This is a genomic window from Serratia sp. (in: enterobacteria) (assembly GCF_052400455.1).
Lineage (GTDB): Bacteria > Pseudomonadota > Gammaproteobacteria > Enterobacterales > Enterobacteriaceae > Serratia > Serratia ureilytica.
Genome location: NZ_CP185812.1, coordinates 4,353,112 through 4,375,476, shown reverse-complemented (window position 1 = coordinate 4,375,476; position 22,365 = coordinate 4,353,112). Strand labels below are relative to the sequence as shown.

The 22,365-nt window shown below is 61.5% G+C and carries 18 protein-coding genes; 6 read left to right on the top strand and 12 right to left on the bottom strand.

What is annotated here, in order from left to right; all coding sequences use genetic code 11:
* Nucleotides 1-392 precede the first annotated feature (392 nt).
* Together ACORQT_RS21065 and ACORQT_RS21060 are read left to right on the top strand one after the other, a co-directional pair.
* Nucleotides 393-1,127 (top strand): GntR family transcriptional regulator, encoded by a 735-nt coding sequence (locus tag ACORQT_RS21065; protein WP_042785386.1) that lies wholly within the window; start codon nucleotides 393-395, stop codon nucleotides 1,125-1,127.
* A gap of 80 nt (nucleotides 1,128-1,207) precedes the next feature.
* On the top strand, nucleotides 1,208-3,376 hold the full coding sequence (locus ACORQT_RS21060; protein ID WP_033651302.1) for a YgiQ family radical SAM protein: 2,169 nt from the start codon (nucleotides 1,208-1,210) through the stop codon (nucleotides 3,374-3,376).
* 61 nt (nucleotides 3,377-3,437) lie between these two features.
* Here ACORQT_RS21060 and ACORQT_RS21055 read toward each other — a convergent pair whose 3' ends face one another.
* The 3 genes from ACORQT_RS21055 to yqhD form a co-directional block, all read right to left on the bottom strand.
* The gene (locus ACORQT_RS21055) at nucleotides 3,438-4,043 is read right to left on the bottom strand and encodes a transglycosylase SLT domain-containing protein (protein WP_033644624.1); all 606 of its coding nucleotides are present in this window, start codon (nucleotides 4,041-4,043) and stop codon (nucleotides 3,438-3,440) included.
* Between the two features lie 142 nt (nucleotides 4,044-4,185).
* Nucleotides 4,186-5,010, bottom strand: a complete 825-nt coding sequence (gene dkgA / locus ACORQT_RS21050; protein WP_042785384.1) for a 2,5-didehydrogluconate reductase DkgA — start codon at nucleotides 5,008-5,010, stop codon at nucleotides 4,186-4,188.
* Between the two features lie 287 nt (nucleotides 5,011-5,297).
* Nucleotides 5,298-6,461, bottom strand: a complete 1,164-nt coding sequence (gene yqhD, locus ACORQT_RS21045; RefSeq protein WP_042785795.1) for an alcohol dehydrogenase — start codon at nucleotides 6,459-6,461, stop codon at nucleotides 5,298-5,300.
* Between the two features lie 226 nt (nucleotides 6,462-6,687).
* Between yqhD and ACORQT_RS21040 the strand changes: the two genes are divergently transcribed.
* Nucleotides 6,688-7,575, top strand: a complete 888-nt coding sequence (locus ACORQT_RS21040) for an AraC family transcriptional regulator (protein WP_232091456.1) — start codon at nucleotides 6,688-6,690, stop codon at nucleotides 7,573-7,575.
* Nucleotides 7,576-7,594: 19 nt separating this feature from the next.
* On the opposite strand, the gene ACORQT_RS21035 is transcribed toward ACORQT_RS21040, so the two are convergent.
* A complete protein-coding gene (locus ACORQT_RS21035) occupies nucleotides 7,595-8,623 on the bottom strand; it encodes a zinc-dependent alcohol dehydrogenase family protein (RefSeq protein ID WP_042785383.1) in 1,029 nt (342 codons plus the stop codon).
* A 107-nt stretch (nucleotides 8,624-8,730) separates the two neighbouring features.
* Here ACORQT_RS21035 and ACORQT_RS21030 point away from each other — a divergent pair, with 107 nt between their 5' ends.
* Complete coding sequence (locus ACORQT_RS21030; RefSeq protein ID WP_042785382.1) at nucleotides 8,731-9,651, top strand: LysR family transcriptional regulator; 921 nt, start codon at nucleotides 8,731-8,733, stop codon at nucleotides 9,649-9,651.
* Between the two features lie 10 nt (nucleotides 9,652-9,661).
* Here the strand turns inward: ACORQT_RS21030 and ACORQT_RS21025 are convergent, their stop codons facing one another.
* Complete coding sequence (locus tag ACORQT_RS21025) at nucleotides 9,662-10,324, bottom strand: DedA family protein (protein WP_033644630.1); 663 nt, start codon at nucleotides 10,322-10,324, stop codon at nucleotides 9,662-9,664.
* A gap of 145 nt (nucleotides 10,325-10,469) precedes the next feature.
* Nucleotides 10,470-11,666, bottom strand: a complete 1,197-nt coding sequence (gene metC / locus ACORQT_RS21020) for a cystathionine beta-lyase (protein WP_164057066.1) — start codon at nucleotides 11,664-11,666, stop codon at nucleotides 10,470-10,472.
* 430 nt (nucleotides 11,667-12,096) lie between these two features.
* Between metC and exbB the strand changes: the two genes are divergently transcribed.
* Nucleotides 12,097-13,074 (top strand): tol-pal system-associated acyl-CoA thioesterase, encoded by a 978-nt coding sequence (gene exbB / locus ACORQT_RS21015; protein WP_084587980.1) that lies wholly within the window; start codon nucleotides 12,097-12,099, stop codon nucleotides 13,072-13,074.
* A gap of 3 nt (nucleotides 13,075-13,077) precedes the next feature.
* The gene (gene exbD, locus ACORQT_RS21010; RefSeq protein WP_004937307.1) at nucleotides 13,078-13,500 is read left to right on the top strand and encodes a TonB system transport protein ExbD; all 423 of its coding nucleotides are present in this window, start codon (nucleotides 13,078-13,080) and stop codon (nucleotides 13,498-13,500) included.
* Nucleotides 13,501-13,556: 56 nt separating this feature from the next.
* Here the strand turns inward: exbD and ACORQT_RS21005 are convergent, their stop codons facing one another.
* From ACORQT_RS21005 to ACORQT_RS20980, 6 genes are all read right to left on the bottom strand, one after another.
* Nucleotides 13,557-14,600, bottom strand: a complete 1,044-nt coding sequence (locus tag ACORQT_RS21005) for a LacI family DNA-binding transcriptional regulator (RefSeq protein ID WP_033644632.1) — start codon at nucleotides 14,598-14,600, stop codon at nucleotides 13,557-13,559.
* A gap of 21 nt (nucleotides 14,601-14,621) precedes the next feature.
* The gene (locus ACORQT_RS21000) at nucleotides 14,622-16,031 is read right to left on the bottom strand and encodes a sucrose-6-phosphate hydrolase (RefSeq protein ID WP_164057112.1); all 1,410 of its coding nucleotides are present in this window, start codon (nucleotides 16,029-16,031) and stop codon (nucleotides 14,622-14,624) included.
* Entirely contained in the window at nucleotides 16,031-17,401 is a 1,371-nt protein-coding gene (locus tag ACORQT_RS20995) for a sucrose-specific PTS transporter subunit IIBC (protein WP_033644635.1), read from the bottom strand. Before ACORQT_RS20995 ends, ACORQT_RS21000 begins: the two co-directional genes overlap by 1 nt.
* Before the next feature lie 63 nt (nucleotides 17,402-17,464).
* Nucleotides 17,465-18,874, bottom strand: a complete 1,410-nt coding sequence (locus ACORQT_RS20990) for a carbohydrate porin (protein WP_164057113.1) — start codon at nucleotides 18,872-18,874, stop codon at nucleotides 17,465-17,467.
* A 195-nt stretch (nucleotides 18,875-19,069) separates the two neighbouring features.
* Nucleotides 19,070-19,996: an aminoimidazole riboside kinase gene (locus ACORQT_RS20985; RefSeq protein ID WP_047573657.1), complete on the bottom strand. Its 927-nt coding sequence runs from the start codon at nucleotides 19,994-19,996 to the stop codon at nucleotides 19,070-19,072.
* A gap of 186 nt (nucleotides 19,997-20,182) precedes the next feature.
* Nucleotides 20,183-22,306: a TonB-dependent receptor family protein gene (locus ACORQT_RS20980; protein ID WP_033644638.1), complete on the bottom strand. Its 2,124-nt coding sequence runs from the start codon at nucleotides 22,304-22,306 to the stop codon at nucleotides 20,183-20,185.
* Nucleotides 22,307-22,365: the final 59 nt, after the last annotated feature.

Here is a 22,365-nt window from a genome sequence, read left to right as displayed (position 1 = left end):
ATTTGTCATTTGTAGTGGCGTCTTGGGCAACGTGACCCATCGGGTACGGCGAGAAGCGGGCAATTCATCCCAAAGGGTCGCCCATCCGCTTCAGCGAACGGGATGCGGACAGCGTATGCCCGCTGCCTGACCATCAGGTGCGTCCTGTCTGGTCGGCAGCGGATTTTTAGTTGTTTTAAAGGTGGATCCCTGGTGTTGGTGCCATTGATGTTTCAACATCAATAAGCACAGATTACGCGCGATCTAGATCCAATGAAAGTCCATTGAATAAAAATTGTGATGTCCCTCTGAAAACATTAGCAATATTTTAGTTATGGTGAGAGGCTTTATCGCCGGATCGGCGATAGGAGAAAGCGAAGTTTGGGCATAGGGCGGAACAAGAGGGCGGGCGAATGACGGATTTTATGGCCTGGCTGCGTGAACATCTGGCGCAGGGGGCGGCGGCGCCGCGCTATATTCAGCTGGCGACGGCGATAGAAACCGCGATCAGGCAGCAGGTGCTGGCGGCGGAGGCATTTCTGCCGCCGGAGCGGCAGATGGCGGAAGGCCTGGGGCTGTCGCGCGTCACCGTCAGCAAGGCGATGAAACTGCTGGAGGAGAAGGGGCTGATTTCGCGGCAGCAGGGCGTTGGCACCCGCGTGGCGATGCGTATCGGCTATTCCCTCGATAAGGACAGCGGTTTTACCGCTCAGGCGCTGCGTCACGGCAGCAGCGTCAGCAACCGATGGCTGCTGCGCGCACGGGTCGGCGCGCCGGCCAAGGCCGCGGCGGCGCTGGGGATCGCGGAAGGGGATGAGGTGGTCAAACTGCGGCGTTTACGCTTGCTGAACGGCAGCCCGGTCTCGCTGGAAACCACCTATATTCCGCTGCGCTTCCTGCCTGAACCGGCGCAGCTGGAGCATTCGCTGTATGCGTTATGGCAATCGCGCGGCATCGTGCCTGAAGATAAACACTTTTTGTTGAAGGCGGTGTCCTGCAGCGGCGAGGTCGCCGAGCTGCTCAACGTACCGTGCGGCGCGCCGTTGTTGCACATCATCCAAACCAGCCGCAACGCCCGGGGCGAGGCGCTGGAGTTCAGCGATATCTTGTGCCGCAGCGACGTTTATGAATTCGAGGTGAATGGTTAGCGAAATAACCATGCTCTTTTTGCCACTAGTGCGTATAATCGCCGCCCGGCGATTAATTAACCTGTAAAAAGAGCAGCAGAATGAGCACCACCAGCCTGATCCAACCCGATCGTGAACTGTTTTCTTATAAGCCTTATTGGGCGGAATGTTATGGCACCGCGCCGTTTTTACCGATGTCGCGAGCAGAGATGGATCAACTGGGTTGGGACAGCTGCGACGTGATCATCATCAGCGGCGACGCCTATGTCGATCACCCGAGCTTCGGCATGGCGATCATCGGCCGCATGCTGGAAGCGCAGGGCTTCCGCGTCGGCATCATCGCGCAGCCGGATTGGAGCAACAAAGAAGACTTCATGCGGTTGGGGAAACCGAATCTGTTCTTCGGCATCACCGCCGGCAACATGGATTCGATGATCAACCGCTATACCGCCGATCGCAAACTGCGCCACGACGACGCCTACACCGCCGGCAACGTCGGCGGCAAACGCCCGGATCGCGCCACCCTGGTCTACAGCCAGCGCTGCAAAGAAGCCTATAAAGACGTGCCGATCGTGCTGGGCGGCATTGAAGCCAGCCTGCGTCGCATCGCCCACTACGACTATTGGTCGGATACCGTGCGCCGCTCGGTGCTGGTGGACTCCAAAGCCGACATGCTGATCTACGGCAACGGCGAACGCCCGCTGGTGGAAGTGGCGCACCGTCTGGCCGCCGGCGAGAAGATCGGCGATATCCACGATATTCGCAATACCGCGGTGATGCGTAAAGAAGCGCTGCCGGGCTGGAGCGGCGTGGATTCCACCCGCCTCGACAAGCCGGGCCGCATCGAACCTATCCCGAACCCGTACGGCGAGGATCTGCCGTGCGCCGACGGCGCCAAACCGAAGGAGCCGGAAGCCAAGCCTGTCACGGTGCGCGCCGCCAAGCCGAAGCCGTGGGAGAAGACCTACGTGCTGCTGCCGTCCTTCGAGAAAGTCAAGGGCGACAAGGTGCTGTATGCGCACACCTCGCGCATTTTGCACCATGAAACCAACCCCGGCTGCGCCCGCGCGCTGATGCAAAAACACGGCGATCGCTACGTGTGGATCAACCCGCCGGCGATCCCGCTGACCACGCCGGAGATGGACAGCGTCTTCGCCCTGCCTTACCAGCGCGTGCCGCACCCGTCCTACGGTCAGGAGCGCATTCCTGCCTACGACATGATCCGCTTCTCGGTGAACATCATGCGCGGTTGCTACGGCGGCTGTTCGTTCTGTTCGATCACCGAGCACGAAGGGCGCATCATCCAGAGCCGTTCGGAAGATTCGATCGTTCGCGAAATCGAAGAGATCCGCGACAAAGTGCCGGGCTTTACCGGCGTGATCTCCGATCTGGGCGGCCCGACCGCCAACATGTATATGCTGCGCTGCACCAACCCGCGCGCCGAGCAGACCTGCCGCCGCGCCTCGTGCGTGTATCCGGAGATCTGCACTTATATGGATACCAACCACGAGCCGACCATCAAGCTTTACCGCCGCGCGCGTTCGCTGGAGGGCATCAAGAAGATCCTGATCGCCTCCGGGGTACGTTACGATCTGGCGGTGGAAGATCCGCGCTATATCAAGGAACTGGCGACCCACCACGTCGGCGGCTACCTGAAGATCGCGCCGGAGCACACCGAAGAAGGCCCGCTGTCGAAAATGATGAAACCGGGCATGGGCAGCTACGATCGCTTCAAACAGCTGTTTGATCACTATTCGAAGCAGGCGGGCAAAGAGCAGTACCTGATCCCGTACTTCATCTCTTCGCACCCGGGCACCCGCGATGAAGACATGGTGAACCTGGCGCTGTGGCTGAAGAAGAACCGTTTCCGCCTCGATCAGGTGCAGAACTTCTATCCTTCGCCGATGGCCAACTCCACCACCATGTATTACAGCGGCAAAAACCCGCTGAGCAAGGTGGGGTACAAGAGTGAAGACGTGGTGGTGCCGCGCGGCGAGCGCCAGCGTCGCCTGCATAAGGCGCTGCTGCGTTACCACGATCCGGCCAACTGGGCGCTGATCCGCACCGCGCTGGAAGAGATGGGGCTGAAGCACCTGATCGGCAGCCGCCGCGAGTGTCTGGTGCCGGCGCCGAGCATCGACGAGCAGCGCGAAGCGAAACGGCTGCAGCGCCACACCCGACCGGCGTTGACCAAGCATACCGACATCAATCGGCAGCGCACGCCGTCCAACCGGCCGCCGCGCAAACCGATTCGCAAGGCCAAGCCGTAACGACGAGGCCCGCGCGCAAACAAAAAGGAGAACCCTCGGGTTCTCCTTTTACTTTGGCTAATTACAACCGTTCGTAAGCGGCTTCCACTTTCATCAAATGGCGCGGCGCCTGCGGGGCGGGATGGTATTTGCGCACGTGCCAGTTAAAGGCTTCCGGCGACAGGTTGTTAATCATCGCGATCGCCTGCTGGCGGTTGCTGGAGAAGGTGCGCAGCAGGGCCCCGGTGCCGTTGACGTAGGCGATGATGGTGGCGTAGCGCAGCGTGACGGGATTGGCGATCCCTTTAAGCTGTTGTTTTTGCAAGGTGGCCAGATAGGCGGCGCCGAGATCGATATTGGTGTCGGGATCCCGCAGGTCATCGTCGTCCGGACAGCCGCGTTTGCCTTTGTAGCGGTAGGCGTCGCAGCCGGCGGTATCGGCTTTCAGCTGCATCAGACCGATCGCATTGGATCTGCTCACTGCGGAAGGGTTGAAGCCGGACTCCACCTGGATCATGGCGGTGATCAGCTTGGCGTCCACGCCGTATTCGCTGGCGGCGTCTTGAATGGCGCTATCGAAGGCGTGGCGATCGTAGCTGACGCGCTGTTTCTTGCCGGCGCAACCCGCCAGCACCAGCATGATGCAAAGCATGCCCAGCCGTGACCCGTGTGAGAAAGAGAATTTCATGGTGCTCCGTGCTTGTCTGTTTTTTTAACGGCGTTAACCGGTGGCCGGAGCCTCCGGCGTCGTCATCATAACGTCAGGCGGCGCAAAGGAGCAATGTGCAGGAAGGAAAAGCCCCCTCCGGCGGGAGAGGGCTTGAGGGGGGTTACAGGGTATCCGGATCCGGCCCCAGGCGGTTGCCGACGTCCAGCTTGGCGATCTCGCCCAGTTCGTCCTTATCGAGTTTGAAATCAAACACCTCGAAGTTTTCGCGGATGCGCGACGGCGTGACCGATTTCGGGATCACGATAAGGCCGCTGTCCAGGTGCCAGCGCACCACGATCTGCGCCGGAGTCTTCTCGTATTTCTCGGCCAGCACCTTGATCAGCGGCTGGTCGAATACCCCTTCACCGCCCTGCGCCAGCGGGCTCCAGGATTCGGTGGCGATATGGTGCGTGGCGTTCCAGGCGCGCAGCTGGCGCTGTTGCAGCAACGGGTGCAGCTCGATCTGGTTGACGACCGGCGCCACGTTGGTTTCATCCAACAGACGCTGCAGGTGCGGCGTATGGAAGTTGCACACGCCGATGCTTTTCACCAGGCCTTGTTCGCGCAGTTTGATCAGCTCGCGCCAGGCGGAGACGTATTGATCCTGCTGCGGGCGCGGCCAGTGGATCAGATACAGATCCACGTAGTCCAGCTTGAGCTTTTCCAGACTGGTTTCCAGCGCCGCCAGCGGATCGCCCTGATCGTCGTTCCACAGCTTGGTGGTGATGAACAGGTCGCTGCGCGGCAGCGCGCTGGACTGCAGCGCGGCGCCGACGCCTTCCTCGTTCTTGTAGATCGCGGCGGTGTCGATGGAGCGGTAACCGATCTCCAGCGCTTTGCTGACCGCGCGGGTGGTCTCTTCAATACTCGCCTGCCAAACGCCGAGACCCAACTGCGGCATCAGATTACCATCGTGGAGTTTGATGATGGGTTGTTGCGTTGTCATGCGCATCTCCTTGTGTACGGATTGCGGCGCCTGCGGCACCGAAACGGCTATAGATAAATTCTAGTTGGCAAAATGGGCGGTTGCCGGGTTTGCCAGCCTAATTTCAGCGGTGGCGGGAGGGCGATTTTCTCCCCGCTCTCCCTGCGAATGAGCGGTAAGACGAAGGGTGCGAAACGAGCGGCGGCGCGCTGAGGCGCCCGACTGCGCCCGGCGATCGGCCGAGCGCAGAATGCGGCGAAAAATGGCTGGCGAAGACTAAAGCCTAGCAAAAAATCGCCGTTTTGCGATTAACGCGCCGCTTCATAAATGCGGCGGCTGACGTCCAGGGTGATGTCCTGATGCTCGCCCAGGGCGGTCATGCCGTGCTGCTGCAGCTTGTCGAGCAGCGCGGGAATGCTGCTGCCGTCGAGCTGATAATCCGCCATGCGGGTCGGCACGCCCATCTGCTCGAAGAAGGCGCGGGTGGCGGCGATCGCGTCGTCGATGCGGCTGTCTTCGCTGCCTTCGCGCAGGCCCCAGACGCGTTCAGCGTACTGCAGCAGCTTTTCGCGTTTCTGCGCTTTCTTCTCGTGCAGCAGCGCCGGCAGCACGATGGCCAGCGTTTGCGCGTGGTCGAGGTCGTGCATGGCGGTCAGCTCATGACCCAGCATGTGGGTCGCCCAGTCCTGCGGCACGCCGGCGCCGATCAGGCCGTTCAGCGCCATGGTGGCGCTCCACATCACGTTGGCGCGCACCGCATAGTTCTCCGGCTCGGCCAGCGCGCGCGGGCCGTCTTCCAGCAGGGTCAACAGCAGGCCTTCGGCGAAGCGATCCTGCACCTTGGCGTCGACCGGGTAGGTCAGATACTGTTCCAGGGTGTGTACGAAGGCGTCGACCACGCCGTTGGCTACCTGGCGCGGCGGCAGCGAGTAGGTCACCACCGGATCCAGCACGGCGAAGCGCGGCTGCACCAGCGGTGAGAAGAAGTGCTGCTTGTCGCCGCTGCTCTTCCGGGTGATCACCGCGCCGCTGTTGGATTCTGAACCGGTGGCCGGCAGCGTCAGCACGCAGCCCATCGGCACCGCGTCAGTGATGTGGCTGCCGACGGTCTGCAGAATATGCCAGGCATCGCTGTCGGCCGTATAACGAGCCGCGGCGGCGATGAACTTGGTGCCGTCAACCACCGAACCGCCGCCGACCGCCAGCAGGAAATCGATGTTTTCCGTTTTCACCACCTCGACCGCTTTTATCAGGGTTTCGTAGGTCGGGTTAGGTTCGATGCCGGAGAATTCCCGTACGTCGCGGCCGGCCAGCGCGCTATACACCTGGTCGAGCACGCCGTTTTTCTTCACGCTGCCGCCACCGTAGGTGATCAGAATGCGCGCGTCCGCCGGGATCTGGCCGGCCACTTCGGCGATTTGCTGCTTGCCGAACAGGATTTTGGTTGGGGTATGCAGAATGAAGTTTTGCATGGTTGATTTCTCTCTTTCTGTCAGGCGGGCGCCAAAGCGGCGCAAAGGTTTCTGGCCCGTATTGTCAGCAACCTGGCGGTAACGCACAATGCACATTCCTGTTTGGTTCTTGCCTATTTCTACAGCTGACTGTAGAAATGGAGAGTTTTAAATTATGATTTATGCCGAATCGTTCTGACTGTAAGAGGGTGTTTCCGTGATTGAAATCGATGCGCTGCGCAGCCGCATGGCGCGCCAGGCGATGGCTATCGCCACCGACAACGGCTATACGCCGTCACCGGTGCCGCGGGTGAAGATCCTGTATGTCGATCGCCACTGCCCGCGCCAGCCGGTGATGTACGAACCGGGGATCGTCATCATCTTTCAGGGGCACAAGGTCGGCTATTGCGGCAACAAGGTGTTTCAGTACGATCCGCGCAACTACCTGCTGATGACGGTGCCGCTGCCGTTCGAGTGCGAAACCTTCGCCAGCCCGGAGCTGCCGCTGGTTGGGTTGGCGGTCAATATCGATACCCAAATGCTGCAGGACTTGCTGATCGACATCGGCGACGACGACTACCTGATGCAGCCGCGCGCGGAGAGCAACGGCGTAAACCTGGCCGAGCTGACGGAAGAGCTGTTGTGCGCCACCGAACGTCTGCTGGACGTGATGGCCAAGCCGCTCGACGCTCGGGTGTTGGGGCCGCAGATCGTGCGCGAGATCCTCTACTACGTGCTGCGCGGCGCCTGCGGCGCGTCGCTGCAGGAGCTGGTCAACCGTCATACCCATTTCAGTCAGATCGCCAAGGCGCTGCGGCGCATAGAAAATCAGTATGCCGAGAGCCTCAACGTCGAGCAGTTGGCCGGCGAGGTCAACATGAGCGTGTCGGCGTTTCACCATAACTTCAAGGCGGTGACCAACACCTCGCCGCTGCAGTACGTGAAGTCGTACCGGCTGCACAAGGCGCGTTTGCTGATGGTGCATGACGGCCTGAAGGCCAGTACCGCGGCGATCCGCGTCGGCTACGAGAGCGCGTCGCAGTTCAGCCGTGAATTCAAACGCCTGTTTGGCGTCACGCCGGGGGATGAAGTCGCCCGGCTGCGCGACGCCAATCCGCTGATGCTGGAGGGGTGAGCCGCCGCCGGGCGGCGGGCTATGGGGTCAGCACGATCTTGCCGAACGGGCCGCGATCGAGGTGATCCAACGCCTGCGGCAGTTGATCGAGCCGGTATACCTGGTCGATCACCGGCTGCAGGTTGACGGCGTCCACGGCGCGCACCAGATCTTCCAGCGCGCGGCGGTGGCCGACGCCGATGCCCTGGATCGCCGCCGATTTCAGCAGCAGCAGGCCGGCGGGGGCGGTGATCTCGGCGCCCGCCAGCACGCCGATCACTGAGATGCGGCCGCCCACCGCCACGGCGCGCACCGAGTTGCCCAAATTCGGGCCGCCGACGGTATCGATCACATGGTCGATGCCGCGATCCTGCGTCAGCGCATAAATCGCCTCCACCCAATCGCCGTCCAGCCGGTTGATGCCATGATTGGCGCCCAATGCCAGGGCTCGCGCCAGCTTTTCATCGCTGCCGGAGGTGACATAGACCTCCGCGCCGTGGGCTTTGGCGATCTGCAGCGCGAACAGCGCCACGCCGCCGGTGCCTTGCACCAGTACCGTCTCGCCGGCATGCAGTTTGCCCTGTTCCACCAGCGCGAACCAGGCGGTCAGCCCGGCGCAAGGCAGGGTGCTGGCCTGCACGTCGTCCAGCGACGCCGGCGCCGCCACCAGCCACTCTTCATGCAAAATCACGTATTCCGCCAGCACGCCCTGATAGAAGCCGCCAAGGGTGTGGTAAGGCACCTGGCGCGCATCGCCGTACGGTTTTTGCCGGCCGTCGATCCAGCCGGGGCTGAAGGTAGAAATGACTCGGGCGCCAGGTTGGAAACGGCTGACGCCGGGCCCGACGGCGTCGACCTCGCCGGCCATGTCCGAGGCGGGGGTGAACGACTGCGGCAGCGTCAGCCCCATGCCGCTTTCAATCATCATTTTGTCGCGGTAGTTGAGCGCTACCGCCTTCACTTTCACTCTGATCTCGCGCGGCCCCGGCTGCGGGATCGCGTCGGTGGTCAGCTGCAGGTGTTCACGCCCGAGGGCGTCCATCGTCCAGCGTTGCATCGTGTCGGTCATGATGTTCTCCAAAGTCAGCGATTAACGACCTGTCGATAATATCGTTGATGAAGGTTCGCCAGTGGCGATAAGATTTCCGCAGATTGTTTCTTTTAGAGCGACAAACCATGAGCGATCGATTGAGCGGCATTTCGGTATTCGTCACCGCCGTGGAGGCGGGCAGTTTTGCGTTGGCGGCCAGTCGGCTGCACCTGTCGCGCTCGGCGGTGGGGAAAACGATCGCCCGGCTGGAACAGCGGCTGGGCGTGCGGCTGTTTCATCGCACCACCCGCAGCCAGAGCCTGACCGACGATGGCGCGTTGTTCTATGAGCGTTGCCTGCGGGCGCTGGAGGAGATCCGCGGCGCGGAAACGCTGCTGGAGTCGGGCAAGCGGCAGGTCAGTGGCCGGCTGCGGGTATCGATGCCGGTGTTGTTTGGCCGCATGTGCATCGCGCCGCTGCTGACCGAGCTGACGCGTGAGCATCCCGGCCTGGAGCTGGAGCTGTCGTTCAGCGATCGGGTGGTGGATCTGATTGAGGACGGCTTCGATATGGCGATCCGCAACGGCACGCTGGCCAACAGCAATGGGCTGGTGGCGCGGCGCATCGGCGATCACCGCATGACGCTGTGCGCCTCGCCGGCCTATCTGCAGCGGTGCGGCGAACCGCACAGCATTGAGCAACTGGCTCAGCACGAGGCGGTGACCTATATGCGCGCCGGCGCGCGGCGCAGCTGGCGGGTGCTGGACGAGAACGGCGAGCCGCAGGAAGTGATGCCGAATAACCGATTGCAGATGGACGATTTGCAGGCGATTGCGGATGCGGCGACGGCCGGGTTCGGCATCGCCTGGCTGCCGTGTTGGCTGGTGCGTGAGCAGCTGTTGAGCGGGGCGCTGGTGCGCCTGCTGCGCGATCGGCCCGGCGCCGCCTTTGAAGCGCATGCGGTGTGGCCGCACACGCCTCACCTGCCGCTGAAGGTGCGGCTGGCGGTGGATACGCTGGTGAGCAAGTTGCCGCCTCGCCTGGCGTTGGTCGAGAAAGCGCTGTAGCGCGCCGGGATCAGGAAGAGGAAGCGCGTTTTTTACGCCAGACCACCAGCATGGCGCCGAGCAGGCCGACGAACAGCAGCAGCAGCGGCAGCAGCATCAGGCCGGTCATCACCTGGCTTTCGTGGCGTTTCACCAGCGGAATTTGGCTGAAAGCGTAGCCGAGGCCGACCAGCGCGCAGACCCAGATCGCTGCGCTCAGCCAGTTGAAAACCTGGAAGCGCGAGCTGTTGAGCCCGGAAATGCCGGCCATGGTCGGCAGCAGCGTGCGCACGAAGCCGAGGAAGCGGCCGATCAGCAGCGCCGTCAGCCCGTGGCGGTTGAACAGGTTATGCGCGCGCTGATGGTATTGCGCCGGCAGTTGCAGCAGCCAGCCTTTCACCAGGCTGGTGTGGCCCAGCCAGCGGCCCTGGATATAGCTCAGCCAGCAGCCGAGGCCGGCGGCGGCGGTCAGAATCAACAGGGTGGGGGCAAAGCCCATCACGCCTTTGGCGATCAGCGCGCCCGACAGCAACAGCAGGCTATCACCGGGGAGGAAGGAGGCGGGCAGCAGTCCGTTTTCCAAAAACAAGGTGGTGAAAAGTACGGCGTAAACCACCCAAATCACGCTGGGATCGGCGAGGGCGATGAAGTCCTGCTGCCAAAGCGCATGAATAATCTCTCGTAATACATCCATTTTATGTCCTGTTGCATGCCGGTTGCGCCCGGGGTCACGTTCTCCAGGATGCGGCGGTTACCGTATCTGACAGTTACCCGGTTAGTGTACCGCTAATAGCTTAAGCCGACATTAAACGAGACGAAGAAAATTACCGGAATCCGCCTTAGCGCACGCCGTTGAGGCGATCGAAGCCGGCCGCCAGATCGGCGATCAGGTCTTCGACGTTCTCCAGACCGATATGCAACCGCACCAGCGTGCCGGAAAAATCGACGCCGCCCGCCGGGCGGATCGCTTCCAGCTCTTCCGGCTGATTGGCTAGGATCAGCGACTCGAAGCCGCCCCAGGAGTAGGCCATGCTGAAGTGGCTGAAGTTGTCCAGGTAAGCGGCCAGCTGCGCCTCATCCAGCCGCTCTTTCAGCACGAAAGAGAACAGCCCGTTGCAGCCGCTGAAGTCGCGGCGGTAGAACGCGTGGCCCTTGCAGCTGGGCAGGGCCGGGTGATTGACCGTCGCCACCTCCGGCCGTTCGGCCAGCCAGTTGGCGACCTCAATGCTGCTGCGTTCGTGCTGCTTGAGCCGCACGCTCAGGGTGCGCAGGCCGCGGCTCGCCATGTAGGCGGTGTCGGCATCCACCATCTGCCCCATCAGATAGGAGTACTCGCGCAGTTGCTCCCAACAGCGCGCGTTGGCGACGGCGGTGCCGAGCATGTAATCGGAATGGCCGATCAGGTATTTGGTGCCGGCCTGAATGGAAATGTCGATGTCGAAATCCAGCGCCTTGAACAGCACGCCCGCCGCCCAGGTGTTGTCTATCATGATCACCACGTCCGGCGCCACGGCGCGAATGGCCTGCACCATCCCCGGGATATCCTGCACTTCCAGGGTGATGGAGCCGGGGGACTCAAGGAACACCACGCGGGTATTGGGTTGGATAAGCGTGGCGATGTCGGCGCCGATCAGCGGATCGAAATAGGTGGTGCTGACGTTCATGCGGCCGAGGATGTGGGTGCAGAAGTCCTGGGTCGGTTCATACGCTGAGCCGGTGACCAGCAGGTGATCGCCGGCGCCGACGAACGACAGGATCGCATTGGCCACCGCAGCCGCGCCGCAGGGGTACAGCACGCAGCCGGCGCCGCCCTCCAGCTCCACCATCGCATCCTGAAGCGCGAAGTGGGTCAGCGTGCCGCGTCGGCCATAAAACAGCTCGCCGTGGGCGCGTTGCGCGGTGGCCTGTTTTTTGGCGGCGACGGAGTCGAAGACCAGGGAAGAGGCGCGTTGAGTCACGGGGTTGACGGAGCCCTGGGTGTAGCGTTTGCCGCGGCCGGCGCCGATCAGCGTGGTTTCGATGTGTTTTGACGTCATGGTACCTGGCTCACCTCTGGTTGCTCTGCACTGCCCGTTTGCGATAGCCCTTACGTTAGCATGAGTTATTATAGCCATCCAGACGTTTTAACTTCTGGATATAGAAACGGCTATAATTGGCTGCCGCCCGCGCATTTTTCGCGTCATCCTTCTGCCGAGCGGCCAGAGAGAAGCCCATTCATCGGTCGAGACGCCGTTCGGCAGCGTGGCGTTGTTGCGCCGTTGTGGGAGAAAAGTAACGAAATCGCCCTATAAAAGGGGCTTTTAGCGGTGAACGGGCGTGGATTGGCGTTTGGTTGCGGAGGTGTCTAAAATTTTCTCGTTTATTTGGTAAATAATAATGAGAACTACTATCAATCCCCGGTTGGTTTGATATGATCGCACGCTGAATTATTCCTTAATTTTGATCGGTAATGGGTGGAGGCACAGCGTGAAAACGGCTGGCAAGAATTTAAATCAAGGATCGTTCGGCCAGGGCCGGGCGCAGTGGGGCAAGGCCTTTGGCCGCAGCCTGATGGCTTCAATGGTGCTGGTCGTAGGGTTGGCCGGCAGCGCGCAGGCTGCGCCGGCGACCCATCCGGCCGTTGCCGAAAGCGTTGCGCCGGCCACCACGCCTGCGCCTGCAGCCGCCGCGCCGGAAAGCATCACGCCGGTGAACCCGGCGCCCACGATCCAGCCACCGGAAACCCGCGGTATGGACTTGTCCATTTGGGGCATGTACCAGCACGCCGACGCGGTGGTGAAAGCGGTGATGATCGGCCTGGTGCTGGCGTCTATCGTGACCTGGACCATTCTGTTCGCCAAAGGCAGCGAACTGCTGCGCGCCAAGCGCCGTCTGCGCCGCGAGCAGTCGGCGTTGGCCGACGCGCGCTCGTTGGATGAAGCTTCCGAGCTGGCGCAAAATTTCTCCCCGGAGAGCGTCAGTGCGGTGCTGCTGAACGATGCGCAAAACGAGCTGGAGCTGTCCGCCGAGTCTGACGATAACAACGGCATCAAAGAGCGCACCGGTTTCCGCCTCGAGCGCCGCGTGGCGGCCTACAGCCGCAACATGGGCCGCGGCAACGGCTTTCTGGCCACCATCGGCGCCATCTCGCCGTTCGTCGGCCTGTTCGGTACCGTATGGGGCATCATGAACAGCTTCATCGGCATCGCCCATTCGCAGACCACCAACCTGGCGGTTGTGGCGCCGGGCATCGCCGAGGCGCTGCTGGCGACCGCAATGGGCCTGGTGGCGGCGATCCCGGCGGTGGTGATCTACAACATCTTCGCCCGCGTCATCAGCGGCCATCGCGCCCAGGTGGGCGACGTGGCGGCACAGGTCTTGCTGCTGCAGGGCCGCGATCTGGATCTGGCCGCAACGGCGGAAGCCAAGCGCTCACAGCACGCACATCAACTGCGGGCGGGGTGAGTCATGGCGATGCGCTTAAATGAAGATCTGGACGACAGCGGCGAACTGCATGAAATCAACGTGACGCCGTTTATCGACGTCATGTTGGTGCTGTTGATCATCTTTATGGTGGCCGCGCCGCTGGCAACGGTAGATATCCGCGTCGATCTGCCGGCTTCTTCCGCCAAGCCGCAGCCGCGGCCGGAAAAACCGGTCTTCCTGTCGGTGAAGGCCGACAAGCAGCTCTACGTCGGCGATCAGCCGGTGAATGCCGATCAGCTGACCTCGGTGCTGGATCAACGCACTCAGGCGAACAAAGAAACCACCATCTTCTTCCAGGCGGACAAGAGCGTGGACTATGAAACGCTGATGAGCGTGATGGACACCCTGCGTAAAGCCGGTTACCTGAAAGTGGGGCTGGTGGGCATGGAAGGCGCCGCCAAGTAGCGGCAGCAAAACGATAAAGGGCGCTCAGGCGCCCTTTTTTTACGGCTAAAGAGATGTCACGCCTTTGCCAATAAATCCCTGGAACCGGCATGGCGCCAGTGGATGCGGCCCGGCAGATACAGCGCGTTCTGTTCCAGCGGCCGCTCGTCGATAAGCGCGGTGACGTTGTCGAAGCTATGTTGCGCCAGTGCCAGGCAGTCTTGCGCGACCGTGTCTATCTTCAGCGTCATGCAGTCGAACAGGTAGTGATCGTCGAAGCTGCACAGGTGAATGTCGCTCTCCATCAGCTGATGCTGAGTCAGATAACGCAATACGCCTTCCAGCAGGCCGCAGGCGGCGGTAAACAGCGCTTTGGGCGGACGCCCCAACTGTGCGCACAGCTGAGCGAACATCTCGTAACCTGAGCTGGGGTGATAGTTGCCGTTGATGATCCATTCCGGTTTGCACGTTACGCCGGCGCGCTCCAGGCCAAGCTGGAAGCCGGCCAGGCGATCGCGGGTCGGCGAAATGCGCGGCTGCCCGCCGAGAAAATAGATCTCATCCGGATGTTGGCGCGCGACCGTTTCCACCAGGTCGGCGGTCGAATTGACCGAATCGGTGATCACCAGCGGCAGTTCGGAGCCGGCGATCAGGCGATCCATCTGCACCACCGGCAGCCCGGCGTTGATCTTCTGGTATTCTGCGTCGTTCAACTGGCTGGAGGCGACGATCAAGCCGTCCACCTGCCGCTGTACCAGACTGTTCACCGCCATCATCTCCTGCGCCGGGTTTTCATCGGTGCAGGCGATCAACAGCTGCAGGCCGGCTTCGCGGCACAGCGTTTCCAGCTCGCGTGAAATCACCGCAAAGCCGTAGTTGGTCATCTCCGGCACCACCAGCCCCAGCGTGTGGCTGCGGTTGGAACGCAGGGAGCGGGCGTGGATGCTGGGCTGATAATGGTGCTCGTGCGCCAGCGCCAGAATGCGGTCGCGGGTGTCGTCGGACACCCGGTATTCCTTGCTGCGGCCGTTCAGCACCAGGCTGGCGGTCGATTTCGACACCCCGGCCAGCGTGGCGATGTCACTGATGGTAATGCGTTTATTTTTTTTCACTGACGCCATCTGAAGTCATCGGAGGATGCGTCATTCTAGCATGCATGGCGTCAGCGGCCAGTATTCCAACGCCAGCGGCGCGTTTCCGGACAGCCGCAGTTGCGGCTCAATGGCCGGGAAGTAGCGCGCGCTCATCACGGCCTCGCCGCGGTTGATGAAGATCTCCACGCTGGAACGATCGAACAGCAGCTGCAGATGCGTGACCGGGCCGCGCCAGTAACGGTGCTCCGGCTGGCCGTCGGCCAGGGAAGCACGCGTCAGCCGCAGCCTTTCGCCGTCCCAGTTCAGCGTCATGGCGTCGCCAAAGGCGGCGTTGAACGCGCCCTGTGGCGCCAACTGCAGCTCCGCGGCCCCCAGCGCGCAGGCGGGGGCGTCATCGGCTCGGCCCTGCCAGCATGTTCGTTCGCCGCGCAGCTGTTGCAGCTCGCGCGCCGGACGCTGCTGGAGGCGGCCATGCCGCAGCGACAGCTCGCGCGGGCAGGTCATGGTGTGGATCCAGCCGTAGCGGCGCGTCGGATGGGCTTCTTCATCTTGCTCGGGCACGCCCATCCAGCCGAACAGCAAGCGGCGGCCATCTTCCGCCAGCGTCGTCTGCGGCGCATAAAACTCGAAGCCGGCGTCCAGTTCGCGGAATTCGCCGTGACGGAAGGCCGCCTGGCGGTAATCCAGCTTGCCGATCAGATAACCGGCCTGATAGCGATTGAGGTAGCGTTCCGGCTGCGGCGTCAGCCCCTGCGGGCAGCAGATCAACACGTCGGCGTCGTCCAGCGAGAACAGATCCGGGCACTCCCACATGTAGCCGAATTCGCCTAAGCCGTTCAGGCCGGAACCGGCGATCTCGCCCAACGGTTGCCAGCCGCGCAGATCGGCGGAGCGCAGTAACAGCACCTTGCCGCGATCCTGCAAGTCCCGCGCGCCGAGCACCATGTACCACGCATTCTGATGACGCCACACTTTCGGATCGCGTACGTGCCCGCTGTAGCCCGCCGGCAGCGGCAGCACCGGCCCGAGTTTGCGGTACTCGTCCCGATCGCTTTCCTGAGCCAGGCACTGGTAAGCGGTGCGTGAGCCATCGGGGAATTTCACGTTGCCGGTGTAGATCAGCGTGATTTTGTCTTCCGCCACCACCGCCGAGCCGGAGTAACAGCCGTGGCTGTCGTAACAGGCGCCCGGCGCCAGGGCGATCGGCTGATGCGCCCAACGCAGCAAGTCGGTCGACTGCCAATGTCCCCAGCACTTGTTGCGATGGTCGCAGCCCAGCGGATTCCATTGATAGAACAGATGATAAACGCCGTTGTGCTGAATGAAGCCGTTGGGATCGTTCAGCAGGCCAACGCTGGGCGCCAGATGCCAGGCCGGGCGGTGCGGATCGCGCAGCGCGAGTGGCAGGCCGTTCATGACCGCCCGCATTGCCTGTTTGATTAAGCTGAGTTCCTCCATCATTGCGCGTCCGTTTTATATTTCAGCAGCAGGGAGAGGGCGAAGGCGCTGCCAAACGCGATCGCCAGGCCGATGATATAGCTGACCAGGGAACTGGCCTGCACGATCGCCATGCCGGGGATCGCCGTCAGCCCGACCGCATTCATGCCGACATGATTGGCCACCACCCAGGCGCCGCCGAGCGCGCCGCCCGCCAGCGCCGCCAGGAACGGTTTCACGAAGCGCAGGTTGATGCCGAACAGCGCCGCCTCGGTGATGCCGAGCATGGCGGAAAAGGCTGAAGGCACCGCGATGGCTTTGATTTTGGCATCGCGCGTTTTGAAATACACCGCCAGGCAGGCGCCGCCCTGAGCGATGTTGGCCATCGACCAAATCGGCAGCAGGAAGTTGACGCCGATGTTGGGGTTGCCGAGCAGCCCGGCCTCCACCGCGTGGAAGCTGTGATGGATGCCGGTGATGACAATGGCGGAATAGAGGCCGCCGAACAGCAGGCCGGCGAACCAACCGGCATGGGCGATCAGCGTGCTGAGCACGAAGGAGATGCCGTCGCCCAGCGCCCGGCCGGCGGGGCCGATAAACAGCAGGGCGACAAACCCGGAGATCACGACCGTCAGGAACGGCGTCAGGATCAAATCCAGCGCGTTGGGGATCACCTTGCGCAGGCGTTTTTCCAACAGGCTCATGAACCACACCGTCAGCAGCACCGGAAATACCGTGCCCTGATAGCCGATCATGGCGATCTCCAGACCGAAGAAGTTCATGGTATGGAACCCTCCGGCGACGCCCCAGGCGTTGGTCAGCGCCGGGTGCGTCAGAATGCCGCCGAGCGTGGCGCCCAGATAGGGGTTGCCGCCGAATTCGCGGGCGGCGGTGAAACCGATCAGAATCGGCAAGATAATGAACGCCGCCGAGCTGAACATGTTCAGCATCACGAACAGCGCGCTGTCGGCATCCGCCCAGCCATAGGTTTTCACCATGCCGAGCAGCCCCATCAGCAGGCCGGAGGCGACGATGGCCGGGATGATCGGCACGAAGATGTTCGACAGCAGGCGGGCGATGCGCTGCAGCGGGTTGAGCTTTTTCGCCGCGATATCGGCGGCTTCGGCCTTGCTGGATTCGCTGACGCCCGCCGCCTTGATGAATTCCGCATGCACCTTGTTGACCAGCCCGGTGCCGAAGATCACCTGGATCTGACCGGCGTTGCTGAAGCAGCCTTTGACGCCGTCCAGTTTGCCGATGGCCTCTTTGTCCACCTTGCTGTCGTCCACCAGCACCAGGCGCAGGCGCGTGGCGCAGTGGGCGGCGCTGGCGATGTTCTCTTTACCGCCGAGCAGCGGCAACAGCGCGTTGGCGGTTGCGGTAATGTCCATGTTGTCCCCTTGCTGAATTAAAATGCCGCCGCGCTCTGCGCGGCGGAAATACGTTCATCGATGTCAGAAGAAATACTTGAATCTGGCGCGCACGCCGTAACGCTGGTCGTTGTCGCCGTTGGCGATCTTGTTCTCGGCGTTGGCTTCCAGCAGCGAAACATAGGCGCCTAAATACACATTGAAATTCTTCATATTCATAATGTTAGGTATCTGATACGACGCGTGAACGGTGTGGATGTCGTAGTTGCCCGGCTCGCTGAGCGGATTGTGGATATCGGCGGCGATCCCGGCGGTATTGAACTCTTTGATGTTGTTGTGCGCATAGATATAACCCAGTTCGAAGCGCCGCCACAGCACGTTGACGCCGGCGGTCAAGTCCTGCTCGCCGGCGGCGTCCAGGTAGGCGGTGCTCAGGTTGGCCACCACGCCGTTATCCGGATCGGCCGCGTTGGTGTTCCAGCTCATGGTCATGCCGTAGCCGTTGCGCTTGGATTGATCGACGAAGCGGCCCTGGCTGTCCTGATAGCCGTAGGCATTATTCACCACGTTGCTTTCCATCGCCGCCGCGATGCTGAAGGCCTCTTTCTTCCAGGCGATCACCGGGCGCAAATAGGCGACGTTTTTCTTATTGTTCAGCGCATTGCCGTGGTAGCTGTTGTCCTGGAACAGTGAGGTGCCGTCTTCCACCAGCGTGTTCAGTTCGAAATAGACATCCCCGGCGTATTTGCTCAACATCAGGTTTCCGCCGCTGCTGCTGCGGCCACGGCCTTCTTTCATCATATAGATATAGCCAAAGCCGTCAGCGTAAAGATCGTTGGCGGTGTTGCCTGAATACTGAATGAAAGTGTCCTGATTCAGCGGGAACATGTCGTAGGCTTCGAAGCGGCCGATTTTGGTTTGCCAGTTCTTTTCATTGCCGAAGAAGAAAGCGGCGTCGTCCAGGTTCATTTTGCCGGTCATGTCCGCCAGCGGCTGGACGCTGAAACCGGAGAAGTTGCCGTCCGGATTGCGGCGATAGCCGTCCAGCCCCACCAGAATGCGGCCGTTGATGTCCCAGCGCTCTTTGTTGCCGGGTTTCCAATCCTTGTGATCGCTGCCTTTCAACGACGTCAGTTGGCCGCTGCGGCTGGCGCCGTCCAGATTGAACTCCACGTCGCCGTAGAGCTTCAGATCGTTGAAGCCGTTCAGTTTCAGCGCGCCGGTTGCGGGGGATTGCGTTTCCAGCGCGGCGGCGCGTTGCGCGACCCGCGCGGTTTGCCGCTCGGTGCTGGCGGTGCGCTGCTCCAGCTGTTGCGCCCGGCGTTCCGCCGCCGTGGCGCGGGTTTCAGCCTGAGCGGCGCGCTGTTCCGCCTGCGCCAGACGTTGTTCCAGCGCGTTAAGACGCGTCTCGATACTGCCGTCGCCGGAGGCCGCAGCGGCAGAAGTGGAGAGGAAAAGCCCTGTTGTTATCGCCAAATAGCTGAGTTTTTTCATCATCGTCTATCATCCGGGAAGGGTTGTTATTATTTTTTGCTAAATTGCTAAACCGGTTTTTCATGGCGAAAGATAACGATCGAGAAGCGGACTGGCAATCAAGTTTGCTAACCCGATTCAGCTATTGTGATCGAGTGCGCAAATCGTGGGGTTAAAAGACCACGGCGCCCAGGGGGTCGCCGTGGATGCAGAGGATCAGCGCAGAAAAGCGGCGAGCTCTTCGGCGCGGGGCAGGGCGGTCATGGCGCCTTTGGCGGTGGTGGCCAACGCGCCGCAGGCCTGAGCCTGGGCGATAATCGCCGGCCATTGCGCTTCTTGCGGCAATGCGTGAAGGCGCGCCAGCGCCGCTAACAGCCCGGCGACAAACGCGTCGCCGGCACCGGTGGTATCGACCGGCACGACAGGCGCCGCGCGGAAATGACGCAGCCGTTGGCCGTCATGCACGTAGACGCCGTCGCCGCCCAGCGTGACCAGCAACAGGCGCAACGGGTAGGTTTGCATCATCCAGCGGATGCCGTTCTCCACATCGTCAAGATGGCTGATGAAAACCAGCTCTTCGCGCGACAGTTTCACCACGTCCGCCAGCAGCAACGCCTTTTGCAGGCAGGGGCGCAGCGCTTCCGGTTGGCGCCAGATCTCTTCGCGGATATTGGGATCGAAACTGACCCGCCCGCCGGCCGCCCGAATGTTTTCCATTGCCGTAAAGGCCGCGCTGCGGCTGGGCTCCTGCGACAGCGCGATGGAGCAGAGATGCAGCCACTCGCCGCGTTGGAAGGCCGGCAGATCGTCAGGCTGTAAAAACAGATCGGCACTGGGCTGTACCATGAAAGTGAATGAGCGTTCACCGTGCTGATCGAGATCCACCACTACCGTGGAGGTGTGGTGTTCGGGATCCGAAAGCATATGGTCAATATCCACCCCTTCTTCGCTCAGCACCTGCTGCAGAAAGGCGCCGAAGCTGTCTTGCCCCACTCGGCCGATAAAGGCGCTGTCGCCGCCCAAGCGGGCGACGCCCACCGCCACGTTAGCCGGCGCGCCGCCGGGGCATTTAAGATAACTGTTTGAATTTTCTGGCACCAAATCGACCACTGCGTCGCCCAGCACCCATACGCGATTCGCCATGCTTAATCCCTGTTTCTACCGATGTCTGATGGGTGGCTAAAATAGAAGAACCGGTTTAGCAAAGCAATGAAATAATGCGTCAGGCGTTTGGGGAGTGAGGAAGATCAAAAAATAGGGCGGGTCAGGCGCAGGAAATACCGCCCGCGATGCGAGCGGGCGGTATGGATGAGCGAAGCGCCTGTGGTGTCAGAATGCGACGGAACCCTGCACGAAGAAGGTGCGCGGTTCACCGACGTACTTGCCGAAGTTATTGTCGTTGGAGCGGGTAAAGTAGCGCTGATCGAACAGGTTTTTCACCCCGGCGCCCAGCGTCAGGTTCGATAGCTGCGGCCCGAAATTATATTCCCCGCGCATGTTCCACACCATGTAACCGGCGATATTGCCGAATTGACCATCGGCGCTTTCCTGCGTGACGTACTCCGGCCCGGTGCCCGGCGAATGCTGTTTGGACTGCGCGTAACCGTCCAGATTCCATACCCAGTTGCCGGTGGCGTAGCGCGTGCCGACGGTATAGACCTGGCGCGAGTAGAACGGCAGGTCTTTACCGGCGAAGTCGCCCTTGTCGGTGCTGGCCTTGGTGTAGGTATAGCTGGTGTAGACGCTGGCGCCGTCCAGCGCGCGGTTCAGCTCGCTGAGATCGTAGCTGAGCGCCAACTCGATGCCTTTGTGCTTGGTGGCGCCCATGTTGGTCCAGCCCACATCGTTGCTGATGTATTGCAGCTGATTATCGAAGTCGATATAGAACAGCGTGGCTTCGGCCTTGACCACGGTGTCGTCGTAGCGGGTGCCGAACTCATAGGTATGCGCTTTTTCCGCCGTCAGCCCCGGCGCAGGCTGGTTGCCGTTGCCGCCTTTGGTCAGCTGGAAATACTGCATGCTGCCGAACGAGGTGTTGGCGTTGGCGAACAGTTTCCAGGCGTCGGACAGGTGGTACATCACGTTCAATGACGGCAGCGGTTCGCTGTAGCTTTTCTCGCGGCTGATGTTGTTGAATGAATCGTCCACGTGGGTGCGAATGCTTTCATAACGCAGGCCCGGCGTGACCGTCCAGTTGCCGACGTTAATGGTATCGTCGATATAGAACGCGTTGGCTGCGGTGCCGCCGGAGGTGTGCTGGTAATAGTCCGGGGTATCCGGCGTGGCGCCGACATTCGCCGGGTTATACCAGGCCGAACGCGACGCCTTTTCATCCATGGTTTCATTCAGGTAGCGGTAACCGAGGGTGATCTCGTGCGCCATATCCCAGAAGCGAAACAGCTGCGAATAGCTTGGTTCGATCGCCCAGGTCGAATAGTGGCGCGGATAGGACACCATGCGCCGCAACCCGGCATTTTTGCCGGTGCCTTCCGACTCGATGTTGCTGCCGCGGTAGCTGTCGGTGAAGTAGGTCAACACTTCGAACTGTTTGTCGTCTTCCTGATGTTTGTATTTGAACGACATATCCTTGCGGCGGCCTTCGAACTGGTCCCAGGGACGCGTGGACTGGAACGGGTTCTGCGCGTATTGCGCGCTGCTCAGCCCGCCCGGCATGCCGGCTTTGGCGTCGTAGTAGTGGAAATTGGCCAGCAGTTCGTCGCGATCGGTGAACGCATAACGCGTTTTCAGCATGAAATCGTCGATGTCGGTGTTGTCGTTGTTGTCGCGGTAGCCCTGGCCGTGCAGGCCGGAGTAAAGCAGCTCGGCGCCGAAGCCGTTATCTGCGGTGCCGCCCACCGAGGCGCTGGTCAGGGTCTTCAGGCCGCCGTGGCTGGCGCCCTGAGTTTGCACGCCGGCGGTGCCGCCAAACGCTTTTGGAATGTCGCGGGTGACGAAGTTGATCACGCCGCCGACGTTTTGTGGCCCGTAACGCACCGCGCCGCCGCCGCGCACCACGTCAACCGATTGCAGGTTGCCGATCGACAGCGGCGCCATCGACAGCTGTGGCTGGCCGTAAGGCGCGACGGCCAACGGAACGCCGTCCATCAGAATGGTGGAGCGCGGAGAAAGGCGTGAGGTCAGGCCGCGCACGCCGACGTTGAGCGAAATGTCGCTGCCGCCGGTGCCGTTGCTGTCGCGCACCTGCACGCCGGGCACACCGCGCAGGCTGTCGGCGATGGTTTGGTCGCCTTGCTCATGCATCTGCTGCTGAGTGACGATGGATCGCGCGCCCGGATGGTTGAGCAGCACCGAACTGGTATCAGGGTTGTCCAGCCAGTTGCCGACGACGGTTACCGTATCGGCATCGTTTTGAGATGAGTTATCAGCAGCAAGGATGGGGAAAGCAACGGCGATAGAGGTCGCCAGCAGGGAGAGGCGAAAAAGAATTGACATAATAATGCCTTAGAAGTTTCAGACCCGGATGTGTTTTTTTAGAAACGACAATCTTAATG